The sequence below is a fragment of the Polynucleobacter sp. HIN8 genome, assembly GCF_030297615.1.
Classification (GTDB): domain Bacteria; phylum Pseudomonadota; class Gammaproteobacteria; order Burkholderiales; family Burkholderiaceae; genus Polynucleobacter.
Genome location: NZ_AP028139.1, coordinates 1,101,911 through 1,115,205, shown reverse-complemented (window position 1 = coordinate 1,115,205; position 13,295 = coordinate 1,101,911). Strand labels below are relative to the sequence as shown.

16 protein-coding genes and 1 other RNA gene are annotated in these 13,295 nt (G+C 50.1%); 11 read left to right on the top strand and 6 right to left on the bottom strand.

The window, feature by feature from the left end; all coding sequences use genetic code 11:
• The first annotated feature begins 15 nt into the window (after positions 1 to 15).
• The 4 genes from QUE65_RS05915 (at position 16) to QUE65_RS05900 (ending at position 4,493) form a co-directional block, all read left to right on the top strand.
• A complete protein-coding gene (locus tag QUE65_RS05915) occupies positions 16 to 1,065 on the top strand; it encodes a malate/lactate/ureidoglycolate dehydrogenase (protein ID WP_286280025.1) in 1,050 nt (349 codons plus the stop codon).
• A gap of 20 nt (positions 1,066 to 1,085) precedes the next feature.
• Complete coding sequence (locus tag QUE65_RS05910) at positions 1,086 to 2,507, top strand: amidase (RefSeq protein ID WP_286280024.1); 1,422 nt, start codon at positions 1,086 to 1,088, stop codon at positions 2,505 to 2,507.
• A gap of 72 nt (positions 2,508 to 2,579) precedes the next feature.
• A complete protein-coding gene (locus QUE65_RS05905; protein ID WP_286280023.1) occupies positions 2,580 to 3,542 on the top strand; it encodes a Bug family tripartite tricarboxylate transporter substrate binding protein in 963 nt (320 codons plus the stop codon).
• A gap of 42 nt (positions 3,543 to 3,584) precedes the next feature.
• Entirely contained in the window at positions 3,585 to 4,493 is a 909-nt protein-coding gene (locus tag QUE65_RS05900; RefSeq protein WP_286280022.1) for a DMT family transporter, read from the top strand.
• On the opposite strand, the gene QUE65_RS05895 is transcribed toward QUE65_RS05900, so the two are convergent.
• Genes QUE65_RS05895 through QUE65_RS05875 form a run of 5 tightly spaced genes read right to left on the bottom strand, consistent with a single transcriptional unit; the run spans position 4,490 to position 7,316 of the window.
• A complete protein-coding gene (locus QUE65_RS05895; protein WP_286280021.1) occupies positions 4,490 to 5,086 on the bottom strand; it encodes a 3-keto-disaccharide hydrolase in 597 nt (198 codons plus the stop codon). The two genes, QUE65_RS05900 and QUE65_RS05895, sit on opposite strands and share 4 nt — an antisense overlap.
• Before the next feature lie 55 nt (positions 5,087 to 5,141).
• Positions 5,142 to 5,588 carry a hypothetical protein gene (locus tag QUE65_RS05890; protein WP_286280020.1) on the bottom strand — a complete coding sequence of 149 codons (447 nt, stop codon included), beginning with the start codon at positions 5,586 to 5,588 and terminating at the stop codon, positions 5,142 to 5,144.
• Positions 5,588 to 5,941 carry a DUF6152 family protein gene (locus tag QUE65_RS05885; protein WP_286280018.1) on the bottom strand — a complete coding sequence of 118 codons (354 nt, stop codon included), beginning with the start codon at positions 5,939 to 5,941 and terminating at the stop codon, positions 5,588 to 5,590. Before QUE65_RS05885 ends, QUE65_RS05890 begins: the two co-directional genes overlap by 1 nt.
• A 20-nt stretch (positions 5,942 to 5,961) precedes the next feature.
• Entirely contained in the window at positions 5,962 to 6,312 is a 351-nt protein-coding gene (locus tag QUE65_RS05880; RefSeq protein WP_286280017.1) for a hypothetical protein, read from the bottom strand.
• Positions 6,313 to 6,344: 32 nt separating this feature from the next.
• Entirely contained in the window at positions 6,345 to 7,316 is a 972-nt protein-coding gene (locus QUE65_RS05875) for a helix-turn-helix transcriptional regulator (RefSeq protein WP_286280016.1), read from the bottom strand.
• A gap of 125 nt (positions 7,317 to 7,441) precedes the next feature.
• On the opposite strand from QUE65_RS05875, the gene QUE65_RS05870 reads away from it, so the two are divergent.
• Positions 7,442 to 7,924 carry a TlpA family protein disulfide reductase gene (locus tag QUE65_RS05870; RefSeq protein WP_286280014.1) on the top strand — a complete coding sequence of 161 codons (483 nt, stop codon included), beginning with the start codon at positions 7,442 to 7,444 and terminating at the stop codon, positions 7,922 to 7,924.
• 316 nt (positions 7,925 to 8,240) lie between these two features.
• On the opposite strand, the gene ffs is transcribed toward QUE65_RS05870, so the two are convergent.
• An RNA gene (ffs, locus tag QUE65_RS05865) (signal recognition particle sRNA small type) lies at positions 8,241 to 8,338 on the bottom strand.
• A 33-nt stretch (positions 8,339 to 8,371) separates the two neighbouring features.
• Between ffs and dnaX the strand changes: the two genes are divergently transcribed.
• Genes dnaX through QUE65_RS05835 form a run of 6 tightly spaced genes read left to right on the top strand, consistent with a single transcriptional unit; the run spans position 8,372 to position 13,284 of the window.
• Entirely contained in the window at positions 8,372 to 10,012 is a 1,641-nt protein-coding gene (dnaX, locus tag QUE65_RS05860) for a DNA polymerase III subunit gamma/tau (protein ID WP_286280013.1), read from the top strand.
• A gap of 23 nt (positions 10,013 to 10,035) precedes the next feature.
• Positions 10,036 to 10,359, top strand: a complete 324-nt coding sequence (locus tag QUE65_RS05855) for a YbaB/EbfC family nucleoid-associated protein (protein ID WP_215368625.1) — start codon at positions 10,036 to 10,038, stop codon at positions 10,357 to 10,359.
• 6 nt (positions 10,360 to 10,365) lie between these two features.
• The gene (gene recR, locus QUE65_RS05850; RefSeq protein ID WP_286280011.1) at positions 10,366 to 10,998 is read left to right on the top strand and encodes a recombination mediator RecR; all 633 of its coding nucleotides are present in this window, start codon (positions 10,366 to 10,368) and stop codon (positions 10,996 to 10,998) included.
• Positions 10,999 to 11,018: 20 nt separating this feature from the next.
• Positions 11,019 to 11,804: a 5'/3'-nucleotidase SurE gene (gene surE / locus QUE65_RS05845; RefSeq protein WP_286280009.1), complete on the top strand. Its 786-nt coding sequence runs from the start codon at positions 11,019 to 11,021 to the stop codon at positions 11,802 to 11,804.
• Positions 11,801 to 12,454, top strand: a complete 654-nt coding sequence (locus QUE65_RS05840; RefSeq protein WP_458574745.1) for a protein-L-isoaspartate(D-aspartate) O-methyltransferase — start codon at positions 11,801 to 11,803, stop codon at positions 12,452 to 12,454. Before surE ends, QUE65_RS05840 begins: the two co-directional genes overlap by 4 nt.
• Positions 12,451 to 13,284: a peptidoglycan DD-metalloendopeptidase family protein gene (locus QUE65_RS05835; RefSeq protein ID WP_286280007.1), complete on the top strand. Its 834-nt coding sequence runs from the start codon at positions 12,451 to 12,453 to the stop codon at positions 13,282 to 13,284. Before QUE65_RS05840 ends, QUE65_RS05835 begins: the two co-directional genes overlap by 4 nt.
• The last annotated feature ends 11 nt before the right edge of the window (positions 13,285 to 13,295 follow it).

Sequence of the window (13,295 nt, the reverse complement as noted above, 5' to 3'; positions counted from 1 at the left end):
AAGAGACACTTATTCATGCCCACCCTAGCCCACGACGTTATCGAACAGCAGATTGCAAATATCGTGCGGGCAATGGGTAGCAGTGCGAGCGAAGCGCAGACCGTTGCCCATAACTTAGTGCTCTCTAATTTAAAGGGACATGACTCGCATGGGGTGGGGATGATCCCGCGTTATGTTGAAGCCTTTATCGAGGGATCTCTCAAACTGAATCAAAGTGTCAAAGTCAATAGTGACCTGGGCTCGTTACTGGTATTGGATGCCCAACAAGGATATGGGCAAGTGGCAGGAGAAAAAGCCATGCGCATGGGGATCGAGCGTGCAGAACGGCATGGCAGTTGCATCGTATCTTTAGCGAATGCGCATCATCTTGGCCGGATTGGTCATTTTGCTGAGATCGCCGCTCTTCATGGTTTGGTCTCGATTCATCTGGTGAACGTCTTGTCCTCGCCTGTGGTGGCAGTGTGGGGTGGTGCGGATGGACGACATGGTACCAATCCATTTTGCGTAGGTGTGCCTCTCAAACAGCAAACACCATTTATCTTGGACTTTGCTACCAGTCGAGCTGCTCAAGGAAAAATGCGCGTTGCGCATAACCAAGGCAAAAAAATTCCAGAGGGATTTTTATTAGACCCCCAAGGCCGACCCACGCAAGATCCCAGTGTGGTTGTTAAACCAAATGCCGACGGCAAGATGGGTGCGTTAATGCCTTTCGGTGAACACAAAGGTTCTGGCTTAGCCATTGCTTGCGAGCTCATTGGTGGAGCACTGACCGGGAGTGGTACTTGGAAACCCAGGCCAATAAAGAGCCGGGCGATTTGGAATGGGATGTTGAGTATCTTGATTAATCCCCAGCAGACCACTACCCAAGAGCAATTCGATGCAGAGGTAGCATCCTTTATGCAGTGGGTTAAAGAAAGTCCCAAGGCCAATGAGGACCCAGTACAAATTGCAGGTGAACCTGAGCAACAGAAGATGCAGATGAGAATGCAACAGGGCATTACGATTGATGAGCAGACCTGGGGTGATATTGTGGAAGCTGCAAAGCGATTTGGAGTATCACTGTAGTCATCCACCGTGAGGAATGAATGGTTAATCTAGAACTTTGTTTCAAAACCGCCTGCGAGCAAGCACAACTCATTCGCAATAAAAAAATCAGTGTGACGCAATTAATCACTGCGCACTTGGATCAAATCGAGCGCCTCAATCCCACCCTCAATGCCATCGTTACATTAACGGCCGAGAGTGCTTTGGAAGAAGCACAGGCGGCGGATGCGGCACTCGCCAAGCAAGCCCCACTTGGTGCTTTGCATGGCTTACCTGTTGCACACAAGGATTTATTTTTAACCAAGGGAGTACGCACCACCTTTGGATCACCCATCTATCAGGATTTCATTCCCGAGCACGATTCATTACCCGTTGAGCGACTTAAAAAAGCAGGCGCGATTAGTCTTGGCAAAACCAATACACCCGAGTTTGGGGCTGGCAGTCAAACCTTTAACAGTCTTTTTGGCACCACCCCTAACCCCTATGACCTAACCAAGACCTGCGGTGGCTCATCTGGTGGAGGGGCGGTTGCTTTAGCAACGGGGATGGTCGCCTTGGCCGATGGCACGGATCTCGGGGGCTCGCTACGCAACCCCGCTAATTTTTGCAATCTTGTTGGCATTCGTCCATCGGTTGGTCGCGTGCCCAATTGGCCAGATCAGCTGGGTTGGTACACCATGAGTGTGGCAGGCCCCATGGCGCGCACAGTGCAAGATCTTGCACTGGCCATGTCGGTGATGTCAGGGCCCGATGATCGTTCACCGATTGCGTTAGATACACCGGGTTCTATCTTTAATGCTCCTTTGGGTCGTCAGTTCACGGGTACTAAAGTGGCGTACAGCGAAGATCTTGGGGGCTTACCGGTTGAACCCGAAGTGCGGCAGGTCATGCGAGCCGCGCGCAATGTTTTTGAGCAACTGGGTTGCGAAGTGATCGACGACAGCATTGATCTTGCAGAGGCCGGTGAGATCTTTATGCTCTGGCGCGCTTGGCGCACCGAGTTACGCATTAGTCCCTTAATGAAAGAGCATCGGCATCAACTCAAAGACACCGTGATCTGGAATGCCGAGCAGGGTCTTGACTTAACCGGTCCCCAACTGGCGCGTGCCGAGGCCAAGCGCACTGAGATTTATCACCGCATGCGGGCCTTTATGCAGCGCTATCAATTTTTTATTCTGCCCGTGAATCAAGTCGTGCCATTCTCGGTCGATTTGGATTACCCGCGCGAGATTGCGGGGGTGAAGATGGAAACCTATATTGATTGGCAGAAAACCGCCTACTTCATTAGTGCGATGGGCAATCCAGCGATTTCAGTGCCTGCAGGATTTACCGATTCGGGTTTACCAGTAGGCATACAGATTGTTGGAGGACACCGTCAGGACTTTGAGGTATTGCAGATGGCGTACGCTTTTGAGCAAGCCACCCGTTTTGGGGAGCGCCGACCCCCGATTTGCCTCAATTGATTTAATACCAAATTTATGTAGTAATGTTTCAATTACAAAATCAAAATGATCCTAAAACATAAGGAGACAACGATGCAACTAAAGCAACTATTACTGGGATTGTGTGTATTACTCGGGATGACAACTGGGGCATGGGCACAAAAATACCCTGATCGACCTATTAAGTGGATCGTGCCCTATCCACCTGCTGGAACTACCGATGTGTTAGCACGCATTGTGGCGCAGCCGTTAAGTGAAGTGCTTGGTCAGCAAGTCATTGTGGAGAACCGACCGGGTGGTGGGAACAACATAGGAACAGAAGCAGTCATCAAGGCAGCGCCTGATGGCTACACGATGCTCTTGGTCAATCCAGCCAATGGCATTAATGCGACTTTGTATAAAAACCTGCCATTCAATTTCATTCGGGATATTGCCCCGGTGGCTGGATTAGTGCGTACCCCTAACGTCATGGTGGTGCCACCCAGTTTTCCTGCAAACAATGTGGCGGAGTTCTTAGCGTATTGCAAGAACAATGTGAGCAAAATCAATATGGCGTCTTCGGGAAGCGGTACTTCAGTACACATGTCGGGTGAGCTATTTAAATCCATGACCAGTTGCAATATGCTGCATGTCCCTTACAAGGGTGCCGGCCCAGCGCTGGTTGATTTGATGGGTAATCAAGTGCAAGTGCTCTTTGATAACTTGCCGTCTTCAGCCGGTCACATCAAGTCCGGAAAGTTAAAGGCGCTTGCAGTGACCTCGGCTAATCGTGAGCCATCTTTACCCAATGTGCCAACCGTTGGTGAAACCGTGCCTGGCTATGAAGCGACTGCGTGGTTTGGAGTCGGGATGCCTAAGGGTACGCCTCGCGACATTATTAATCGCATGAATGCGGCTATTAATAAAGTCATGAGTGAGCCTAAAGTTCGTGAGCGCTTAGCTGAATTGGGTGGCGTTCCAATTACTGGAACACCCGATGACTTTGGCAAGATCATTCAGGCCGAGACTGATAAATGGGCCAAGGTGGTGAAATTTGCGGGAGCAACTGCCGAATAGTCATTCGTTAGTCCAACCTTAAATCTTGGTAGAGTAGGGTCGATGCGAGCATCGGCCCTTACTTTTTTCTACCTCACCACGGCAGCACTGATGTGGGCTGGTAATGCCATTGTGGGGAAGATCTTGGTGCAAAGCAGCTCACCCGTCTTACTCAATACCATTCGCTGGGGTGTAACCGCGCTCTTACTACTTCCATTTGCTTGGCGGATATTGATGCCCCGCAGCCCATTGTGGACCCACCGTAAACGGTTCTTACTTTTAAGCCTCTTTGGCGTTGGTAGTTATAACGTCTTGCTGTATTTAGCCTTACAAAGTTCCACGCCAATCAATGTCACCCTGATTGGGGCAAGCATGCCCATTTGGGCAATTGTGATTGGGGCTGTTGTTTATCACGAGAGGGCACAGATTCGGCAAATTGCCGGCGCATTGATTTCCATGGTGGGCGTAGCCGTTGTGATTGTGCGCGGGGATTTTGAGCGACTCATCGAAATTGAATTTGTAGCCGGTGATTTATGGATGGTGCTGGCAACCATTTTGTGGGGCGCTTACAGTTGGATGCTAGCCCATCCCAAGCAAAGTACAGAACGCAGTTGGCCTTGGGCAGAGTTCTTATTTGCTCAAGTGGGATTTGGGTTTTGTTGGTCTTTGGTGTTTGCGCAGACCGAGTATTTGCTGGGATTAAATTACTTTACTTGGAACTGGCAAACACTCGCCATGATTGGCTATGTCATCATTGGACCATCATTGATTGCGTATCGGTGTTGGGGGCTTGGGGTCAATCAAGCAGGCGCAACGGTAGCCACCTTCTTTACAAACTTGATTCCAGTGTTCACTGCGATTCTCTCAACACTGCTGCTGCAAAAACCACCCGAGCTCTACCACGGCGTGGCATTTGCATTCATTTTGTGTGGCATCGTTTTATCCCTAAGTGTTCCGCGACGCCTTACTTAGAGTCGTTGAACTTGCACTAACCGCCACCGAATTGGCCCGCCGACTGCACCCTTGACCCCCGGACCAAATTGCAAAGCAATCGGACCTTCTTTAAAGCGACCATCATTGACGCGCGTTGTTTCAATCCCATTGAGTTTGACAATGATTTCTGGACCAACGGCGCGGATTTCCATGACATTCCACTTGCCACCGGCTAAATTAGTAATGGGTGTTTTCACTGGAGCGACATCCACAATCGCCCCCGTACCAAATTTAGGCTCCGGTCGGATATCCCAAATATTGACTTCGTAGGAACTAGCGGCAGCAATCGTGGTTGGATTGGTGACCCGAATGAAGATGCCGCTATTGGTATCGGTCTCTGCCCAGAACTCGGCACGTATGTAAACGTCTTTGTAAGACTCTTTGGTGAGTAAAAATCCGGCCTTGCCACGATCAGCCACAATCAGATTATTTTCGACTCGCCAGTTTGCATCACCAACCTGGTGAAAGTTTTCAAGACCTTTGCCATCGCGGATTAAATCAGTGGAAGAGGTTGAGAGGTGGGAACAGGCAGTCAAACAAAAAACAAGTCCAAGAATCCAAGCGCGCGTCATGGTGAGGCCCTCCGGTTGGTTGTAACACCATCATAACGAATACCAAAAGTGGAGTCTATAAGTAGGCCAACCAACGACCCATCCCAATCACGCTTGCCCAGCCAGCAAGTGAGATCAGGGCTTGGGCTTTACTGATCCCATTGGAGACCGTGCGCATGCGCAGAATGATTGCATTGGCTAACAGTAAGAAGATCAGGCACATCTTCAGAATAAATAAACGTGAGCCAATCAACTCAGAGGCTTGAGTAATAAACATGAGCGATCCAGTGAGCACTGCTAGACCAAAGCCAAGGAGGGCAACCAAGACTCCCAAGCGAGAAAGGTCGGATAGATTGAGTTTGCTGGCAACACCCAAGATCCTTAAATCCATGATGACCACGCTACCAAAGAGCATGCCAATACCCCAAATATGCATGGTCTCAACCGTGGGATAGAGCCAACTCGAGTGCTTCATGGTCTGGGCTAGCCACAAGCCCTCCAAGGCCATGACGGGACTACTCATTAACGCAGTTCGACCGTTTTATTTCCAGCAATGATGCGCTCGGCGCGCAACTCATCGGGTTGGCTGCGATTGATATAGCCTTCAACCGTGACTTGTGCACCGTTGGCAATGTCACTTTTGCTCAAGCCACGATTTTCCATCCGAAAGGGTGGGGCAAGTACGATGGTCCATGACTTACCATCCGCGTTTAACTTAACTACCCCATGCGGATGCTCATAGCCGCTCTGAGTAATCGTGCCAGTGAGCTTCACGGTCTTGGTCTGGTCATATTCAGACCAACCATGATGGGCATGCGCGATTCCTAGATTTAAAAGGAGGCAACTCAGAATAATTCGTTTAAGGATTGTGATCATAGGCAATGGATAAAAAAGTGTTAACTCAAATGACCTCTTGATTTAACCCCTTGAATGACTCGCAGGGTGGATAGAACACGGTTTGCTAAAGGTGCACTGATCTCGCCTTTGGCGAGTGCATACAAAACACAGTCAGCGCGCTCATGATCCGGTATGGTACTCAGTTCAGAAAATATATGCTTCTCAGACATTCGATCATGGATTAATAAGGGTGTCAGTTGAACCTCGACTTTAGACCCTTTAATTCCATAGCGAACTTGTGCTAATTCCACGAGTTCAGCACATTGCTTCTCCAAAATCTCCTCAAGGCTAGGCAACGGTGTCTTTGATACAGGTTTTGGTACAGGTTTCTTATAGACCGGATCTTCCATACCCCCATGGTAATGGAGATTGATGATTTGCACTATGCGTAGCGTTTAAGCGCTTTTTGATGCTCGTCCATTACTTTTTTTCGCAAACTGGCTGGCGCAAGAACTTCAACTCCATCCCCGTGTTTCATGATTTCCATCACCAATTCGGGGTCTTGGTTGTAATCAAACTCAAGAAGATAATTTCCGTCCTTATCAAAGCTGCTGACCTGTTGCCCATGCCATGTCTCTGCAGCAACCCACCTTGCTTTCTGGGGGGTAAAGCGTAACTTGGCACGTTGGGTCGCTTTCCCCGAGAAGATGCCATAACTCTCCGCAAAGTTCTCATGCAATTCTTTTTCAGAGACTTCGATGGCCTTCTCTTCGAGAACGCGTGCGGCTTGAATGCCATCCATGACAAAACTGCGCAGCCCCTTACGCATGTGGCAATGGGCATCGAGATACCAGTTATCTCGATAAAAAATCAGGCGCTGTGGCGAAACTGTTCGCTCGGTTAATTCATCTTTACCTTTGGAATAGTAGGAGAGATGTAAACGTTGACGCTTTAGAAGTGAGACGCTCACTTCTTCAAAGTTCTCGAGGATATTCTTGCGGGCCGACATACCAAAAACCTTAATGCGTTTGCGTAACTCCTTAGCAGAAATCTCAGACTGACCCAAGATGCCATCGATGATGTTCATGAGGGGTGCAATATGGGGACTCAGTAAACCATTGGTGTCTAGATTGGATAAGAGATGCTGCATGAGAACGAGGGCAGTCGCCTCCTTTTCAGAGAACCACAGACCAGGTAACTCAAATTTGTCCCCCGCATTGGGTTTATCAAAGCGATAACCGCCTATTGCACGGTCATACACAATCGGCGCGTTCATACGATCTCGCAGGTAGTCAAGATCCCGCTTGAAGGTCGCTCGCGAGATCTCCAACTTCGTCAAGAATTCCTCGATCGGCACGCAGCCTTGATTCTGGATCATGTAATTAATCTTGTGTAAGCGCTCTAAATCACTCATCGGCGATCCCCCAAAACAGAATAGGCAACAGCATGAACCTTAAAAGGCTCATAATATGAGCCAGTATAGGGGAAGTAATGGACTAAAAAATACGGGCTGCGAATCAATTCAGTTAGGATTGATCTATGAAACTTCTTAGACATCTAATCTTATGCCTAGCGCTCTTGCCAACCATGGCCATGGCGCTGACAGTTGGCCAAACGATTGAGTTGGGGCCATTGCAAACGCTAAACAGCACACCGTATGCTATACCGGTTAACAATACCAAGAACACCCTGATTCAAGTTTGGGCCACCTGGTGCCCATTTTGTAAGAAGCAAAACGCCTATCTCGAAAAACTCCATAAAGAACTACCGCCGAATTCACTCAACGTCATTACGATCTCGATTGATAAGAATCCATTGCTTGCCAAGCAATACATGGAAAACAATCAGTACACATTCCCGGCAGCCATGATGACTCCAGAATTACAAAAGTCGATGGGGAAGGTCAAAGGCATACCAATCCTCATCATCCTTGATAAGAACAACAAAATTATTTACCGAGAAATTGGGGAAATCTTTCCCGAGGAGTATGCCGATCTCAAGCGCTTTGCAAAAGCTCCATAAAGAAGCAATTATTTTTTACAAATAGTCTCTATTGTGATTACAAACCTTTAAGGTTTGTCCTCTTCACAAACCACATTCTTGCCAATAACCTTGTGATTTTCATATCTAAACAGTTAGGCACTCAAAATGGTATTTTTAATTGAACTCACACACAATCGAGCCAAAATATTTCGTATTGAATTCGGATCCCGTTTGCTAATGGCTATCACCATTCTGGGAGTTGCCTATTGGACCTTCAAGAGTATTTTTGGGGCATTTCTAGGACTATTGAGCAAATAAGTAATCGATAAGTAAGTAACTTAGATGCTGAAGAAATAAGGACGAGCCGGACCCTCGGCACTGATAGTATTTGGGTATGGCTGCTTCGTTCCCGACCTGACCAGGTTGCCAAGCCACCATGCGAGGAGGCCCGTCCATTCTTATTGTAGCCTTGTTAGAATTGAGCCCATGACTGCACTTGCACTGGCTCGTAAATGGCGCCCTAAAACGTTCACTGAACTGGTGGGTCAGGATCACGTAGTGAAAGCTTTAACTCACGCCTTAGATCAAGGCCGCTTACACCATGCATGGCTGTTCACCGGAACCCGTGGAGTCGGTAAGACCACCATCTCTCGCATTATGGCTAAAGCCCTCAATTGCACGGGAGTGGATGGTAAAGGGCAAATGACCTCACAACCATGTGGTCAATGCCAAGCCTGCACCGAGATTGATGCGGGACGCTTTGTTGATTACATCGAGATGGATGCGGCGAGTAATCGTGGTGTCGATGAGATGGTCTCTCTATTAGAGAAAGCCGCTTACGCACCGAGCAGTGCACGCTTTAAGGTCTACATGATCGACGAGGTGCATATGCTCTCCACGCATGCCTTTAATGCGATGCTCAAGACTCTCGAAGAGCCGCCACCGCACGTGAAGTTCATCTTGGCAACCACCGATCCGCAAAAGGTGCCGGTCACCGTACTCTCTCGCTGCTTGCAGTTCAATCTCAAGCAAATGCCAGTGCCTCTGATCGTAGAACACCTGCAACAGATTCTGGGGTCGGAGTCGGTAACTGCAGAAGCAAATGCCTTACGGGTGATTGCGAAAGCCGCCCAGGGATCCATGCGCGATGCGCTATCGCTCACCGATCAAGCCATCGCCTATGCAGCCGGACCCGTGACTGAAGCAGCGGTCCGCACCATGCTCGGCACCATTGATGAGACCTATCTCATCAAGATCTTGGATGCTCTACAGAATAAAGATGGCAAGACCTTAAACGAGATTGCTGAAGAGATGGGTCTACGCAGTATGTCCTTCTCCCTAGCGCTGCAAGATCTCGCCAGTCTCTTACACAAAATTGCTACGGCCCAGATCGTGCCAAACTCCGTATTAGAGGATTGGCCAGAGGCGAATGAGATTCGTAGGCTTGCTAAAGCGTTTACTCCCGAAGAAACCCAACTCTTTTATCAAATCGCTATTACCAGCCGGGCTGATTTGTCATTAGCCCCCGATGAGCAAGCTGGATTTGCGATGGCGCTCTTACGAATGTTGGCCTTCAAACCCGGTGGCAGTGGCAGCACGTCAGTAACAGCGAACAGTGCACCGAAGGCTGCTGCGCAAACCTCTAAACCAGCAACTCCTGCAAGTAAGTCCATGGAGACAAAGCCGGTTGCAAAGAGTGTTACCTCACAGACAGTTGCCCATACCCCAAACCTCAATAGTGAGATCAAGCCCGATTGGCATGCGATGGTCCGTAACTTGCCACTGCGAGGACTCTTGCAGCAACTCGCTCACCAAACCGAACTGGTGGAGTGGCGCGATACCCCAACGACACTCTTTATTACTCTGACGACCGCGATGCCACAACTGGCAACGGATGATGCGCTCGCCCGTTTTGGGGAGACCTTGCGGGCCCAGTACGGCAAACCGGTGAAGTTGCAATTGGGTGAGGGCAAGGCCAATCACACGATTGCTAAAGTTGATGCGCAGGTGTATGAAGAGAAAAAACTCAATGCCGAAGAGCAAATTGCTGAAGATCCATTCTTAAAAGAGCTTGAGCGCGAGTTTGGCGCCAAAGTGGTCTCGGGCTCGGTTCGTCCCATTAATTAATTTCGATAGCGGAGAAGCACACCATGATGAAAGGTCAAATTGCGGGCTTAATGAAACAAGCGCAGCAAATGCAAGAGAAGATGAAGCGCGCTCAGGAAGAGCTCAATGCCTTGGAGCTCACGGGTCAAGCCGCAGGAGGCCTAGTGAAGGTCACCATTAGTGGTAAGTATGAGATGAAGCGGGTGCAAATTGATCCGGCGGCGATGGATGATCGCGAGATGCTCGAAGATTTAGTGGTGACCGCATACACCGATGCATTCAAACAAGCTGAAGCCGCTAGCCAAGCACTCATGTCGGGAGCGACTGCTGGGATGCCCATGCCCCCTGGATTTAAGTTACCGTTCTAAATTCGGATGAGTCGTACTAAATCACCAAACGAGCCTCAAGACGCACTCAGTCGTTTGGTGGAAGCCCTGCGGGTCTTGCCTGGTGTTGGCCCAAAATCAGCACAGCGGATGGCGTATTACCTATTGCAACATGATCGCAATGGCGCCGCGGTGCTTGCGCAAGCACTCGGTGAAGCGGTTGAGTCGATTGGCCATTGCCAGCGTTGCAATACCTTTACTGAACTTGCACTGTGTACGACCTGCAGCGATTCGCGTCGTGACCCTGCCTTACTATGCGTGGTGGAGACCCCGGCCGATCAAGTGATGGTCGAGCAAACCATGAGTTTCAAGGGTCAGTACTTTGTGCTGATGGGTCGTATCTCACCGCTTGATGGCATGGGACCCAATGAGATTCATTTTGATCGCTTACTTGATCGGATCGAGAAACCTGAGTTTGGAGGACCCGTGCGCGAGGTGGTGCTTGCCACGAACTTCACAAGTGAAGGTGAGGCCACTGCGCATTACATTGGCGAGATCTTAAAGATCAAAGGCATTAAAGCGACTCGCATCGCCCGTGGGATTCCGGTGGGTGGCGAGTTGGAGTATGTTGATGCGGGAACCTTGGCGCGTGCTTTACTCGATCGCCGCTCCATCAGCTAAATCAATCAACGAAAGTATCTATGAGTAAAGTCCCACACATCTTAGTGAGCAATGATGACGGCTACCTAGCCCCTGGCTTACTTGCTTTAGTCAATGCCTTACGCCCCTTAGGCAAGTTAACGATTGTGGCACCGGAGCAAAACCACAGTGGCGCATCGAACTCGCTCACGCTCTCACGACCCTTAAGTATTCATCGGGTAGCCGGTGGTGAGCGCGATGGATTTCTATTTGTGAACGGCACACCGACCGATTGCGTACATATGGCCATGACCGGATTTTTGGAGAGCAAACCCGATCTCGTGGTCTCCGGAATTAATCAAGGCGAGAACATGGGCGAAGACGTCCTGTACTCAGGCACCGTGGCGGCTGCAATTGAGGGCGTGATGTTTGGGGTACCGGGCATTGCGTTCTCGCAAGTTGATCGCGGCTGGGCGCAAATTGACGATGCAGCTAAAGCAGCACGCGACATTGTGACCCAGGCCCTGCAAGAACCCGTGGAGCGGGTTGATGGCATTGCTACCTTGCTAAACGTCAATATTCCCAATGGTCATTATGAGCAACTCAAGCGGTGGCGTGTGACGCGTTTAGGAACCCGCCATCACTCGCAACCCGTGATCGTGCAACAAAACCCACGCGGTGAGAACATTTATTGGATTGGTCCTGCGGGGGAGGCGCGCGACATTTCTCCGGGGACGGATTTTCATGCGATTAATGAGGGATGCATCTCAATTACGCCCATGCAACTCGATTTAACCCACCATGCCCGACAAGCCAGTATGCGGGCATCGGGCTGGGACCGCGGATGAAATCTGCCGAGCGCTTTGCTGGGCATCGCCAGGACCTCGCACGCAAGGTGCATGAGGCGGGCATTAAGAACCCGCAGGTCTTGCAAGCCATAGCCACAGTACCGCGCCATTCATTTGTCGATGCTGGGCTGCACGCCCGCGCGTATGAGGACTCTGCATTACCGATTGGGCATCAGCAAACCATCTCCAAACCATCGGTGGTGGCACGCATGATTGAGTTGCTACACAAGAACAAACAACCCTTGGGTAAGGTGCTCGAGATTGGGACTGGTTGCGGCTACCAAGCCGCGGTGCTGAGTTTATTGGCGCAGGAGGTCTACTCTATTGAGCGAGTCCGTGCTTTGCATGATCTGGCCCGCACCAAATTACGTCCGTTTCGGATTTCTAATCTGCGCCTGATCTATGGCGATGGCATTCGAGGACTACCCCAAGCAGCACCATTTGATGGCATCATCCTCGCCGCGGCTGGACTGGGAGTGCCAGATCCCTTATTGGATCAACTCGCCATTGGTGGACGGCTCATTGCCCCAGTTTCTAAAAGTGAGACCGAGCAGCAGCTCTTACTCATCGAGCGGGTCAGCTCCCACCGTTACCAAAGGACCGCACTTGATGAGGTCTTTTTTGTCCCCTTACAATCAGGGGTGATATGAACGTATTGCACAACAGCTCACAAATCCGATATCCCATTGGCTTTGGTCAGACCGTACTCATTGCGCTTGTCGCTCTGGGGCTTACCGCGTGTTCGACCCCGCCACGAACCAAACCAGCCACCATTACCGATCGCAGTACACCGGTAGCCAGTGTCCCCGCTCAAGAGCCGGTGCCACCCGGGTTCTATCGAGTGAAGCGGGGCGACACCTTAATCCGGATTGCACTCGATAACGGTCAGTCGTACCGCGATATCGCCACATGGAACAATATCACCGACCCCAATTTGATTGAGGTTGATCAGGTTTTACGGGTCAAGCCACCACCAAGTACGGCTCGGGTTGTAACCAAGCCAATTGAACCGATTAAACCAGCCGACAGCAAAGCATCGACGGATAAGAAAGTCGCCACTAAGAAAGTGGATGAGAAAGAAGTTGCTGCTGCAGAGCCGAAGGTCGATGCTGTTGATCCACCCATTAAGCTTTCGTGGCCAGCGAAGGGTAAAGTGGTTGAAGAGTTTAATGAAGCCAAGAACAAAGGCATCGATATTGCCGGCAAGATGGGTGAGCCCATTCAAGCAGCAGCCGATGGCAAAGTGGTCTATGCCGGTAATAGTTTGCGTGGCTATGGCAATCTCGTCATCATCAAACACGACAATACCTATCTAACAGCCTATGCCCATAACCGCACACTGGTGGTGAAGGAGGGCGAGAACGTCCGCAAAGGTCAACGCATTGCGGAGATGGGCGATTCAGATGCCAACATGGTGAAGTTGCACTTTGAGGTGCGCATGAATGGTAAGCCCGTTAATCCAATGCAGTATTTGCAATAACGAGTTTGGCT

Coding starts and splice junctions, on each gene's coding strand:
- QUE65_RS05915 (WP_286280025.1), top strand. CDS start 16: ATGCCCACCCTAGCCCACGACGTTATCGAACAGCAGATTGCAAATATC.
- QUE65_RS05910 (WP_286280024.1), top strand. CDS start 1,086: ATGGTTAATCTAGAACTTTGTTTCAAAACCGCCTGCGAGCAAGCACAA.
- QUE65_RS05905 (WP_286280023.1), top strand. CDS start 2,580: ATGCAACTAAAGCAACTATTACTGGGATTGTGTGTATTACTCGGGATG.
- QUE65_RS05900 (WP_286280022.1), top strand. CDS start 3,585: ATGCGAGCATCGGCCCTTACTTTTTTCTACCTCACCACGGCAGCACTG.
- QUE65_RS05895 (WP_286280021.1), bottom strand. CDS start 5,086: ATGACGCGCGCTTGGATTCTTGGACTTGTTTTTTGTTTGACTGCCTGT.
- QUE65_RS05890 (WP_286280020.1), bottom strand. CDS start 5,588: ATGAGTAGTCCCGTCATGGCCTTGGAGGGCTTGTGGCTAGCCCAGACC.
- QUE65_RS05885 (WP_286280018.1), bottom strand. CDS start 5,941: ATGATCACAATCCTTAAACGAATTATTCTGAGTTGCCTCCTTTTAAAT.
- QUE65_RS05880 (WP_286280017.1), bottom strand. CDS start 6,312: ATGGAAGATCCGGTCTATAAGAAACCTGTACCAAAACCTGTATCAAAG.
- QUE65_RS05875 (WP_286280016.1), bottom strand. CDS start 7,316: ATGAGTGATTTAGAGCGCTTACACAAGATTAATTACATGATCCAGAAT.
- QUE65_RS05870 (WP_286280014.1), top strand. CDS start 7,442: ATGAAACTTCTTAGACATCTAATCTTATGCCTAGCGCTCTTGCCAACC.
- dnaX (WP_286280013.1), top strand. CDS start 8,372: ATGACTGCACTTGCACTGGCTCGTAAATGGCGCCCTAAAACGTTCACT.
- QUE65_RS05855 (WP_215368625.1), top strand. CDS start 10,036: ATGATGAAAGGTCAAATTGCGGGCTTAATGAAACAAGCGCAGCAAATG.
- recR (WP_286280011.1), top strand. CDS start 10,366: ATGAGTCGTACTAAATCACCAAACGAGCCTCAAGACGCACTCAGTCGT.
- surE (WP_286280009.1), top strand. CDS start 11,019: ATGAGTAAAGTCCCACACATCTTAGTGAGCAATGATGACGGCTACCTA.
- QUE65_RS05840 (WP_458574745.1), top strand. CDS start 11,801: ATGAAATCTGCCGAGCGCTTTGCTGGGCATCGCCAGGACCTCGCACGC.
- QUE65_RS05835 (WP_286280007.1), top strand. CDS start 12,451: ATGAACGTATTGCACAACAGCTCACAAATCCGATATCCCATTGGCTTT.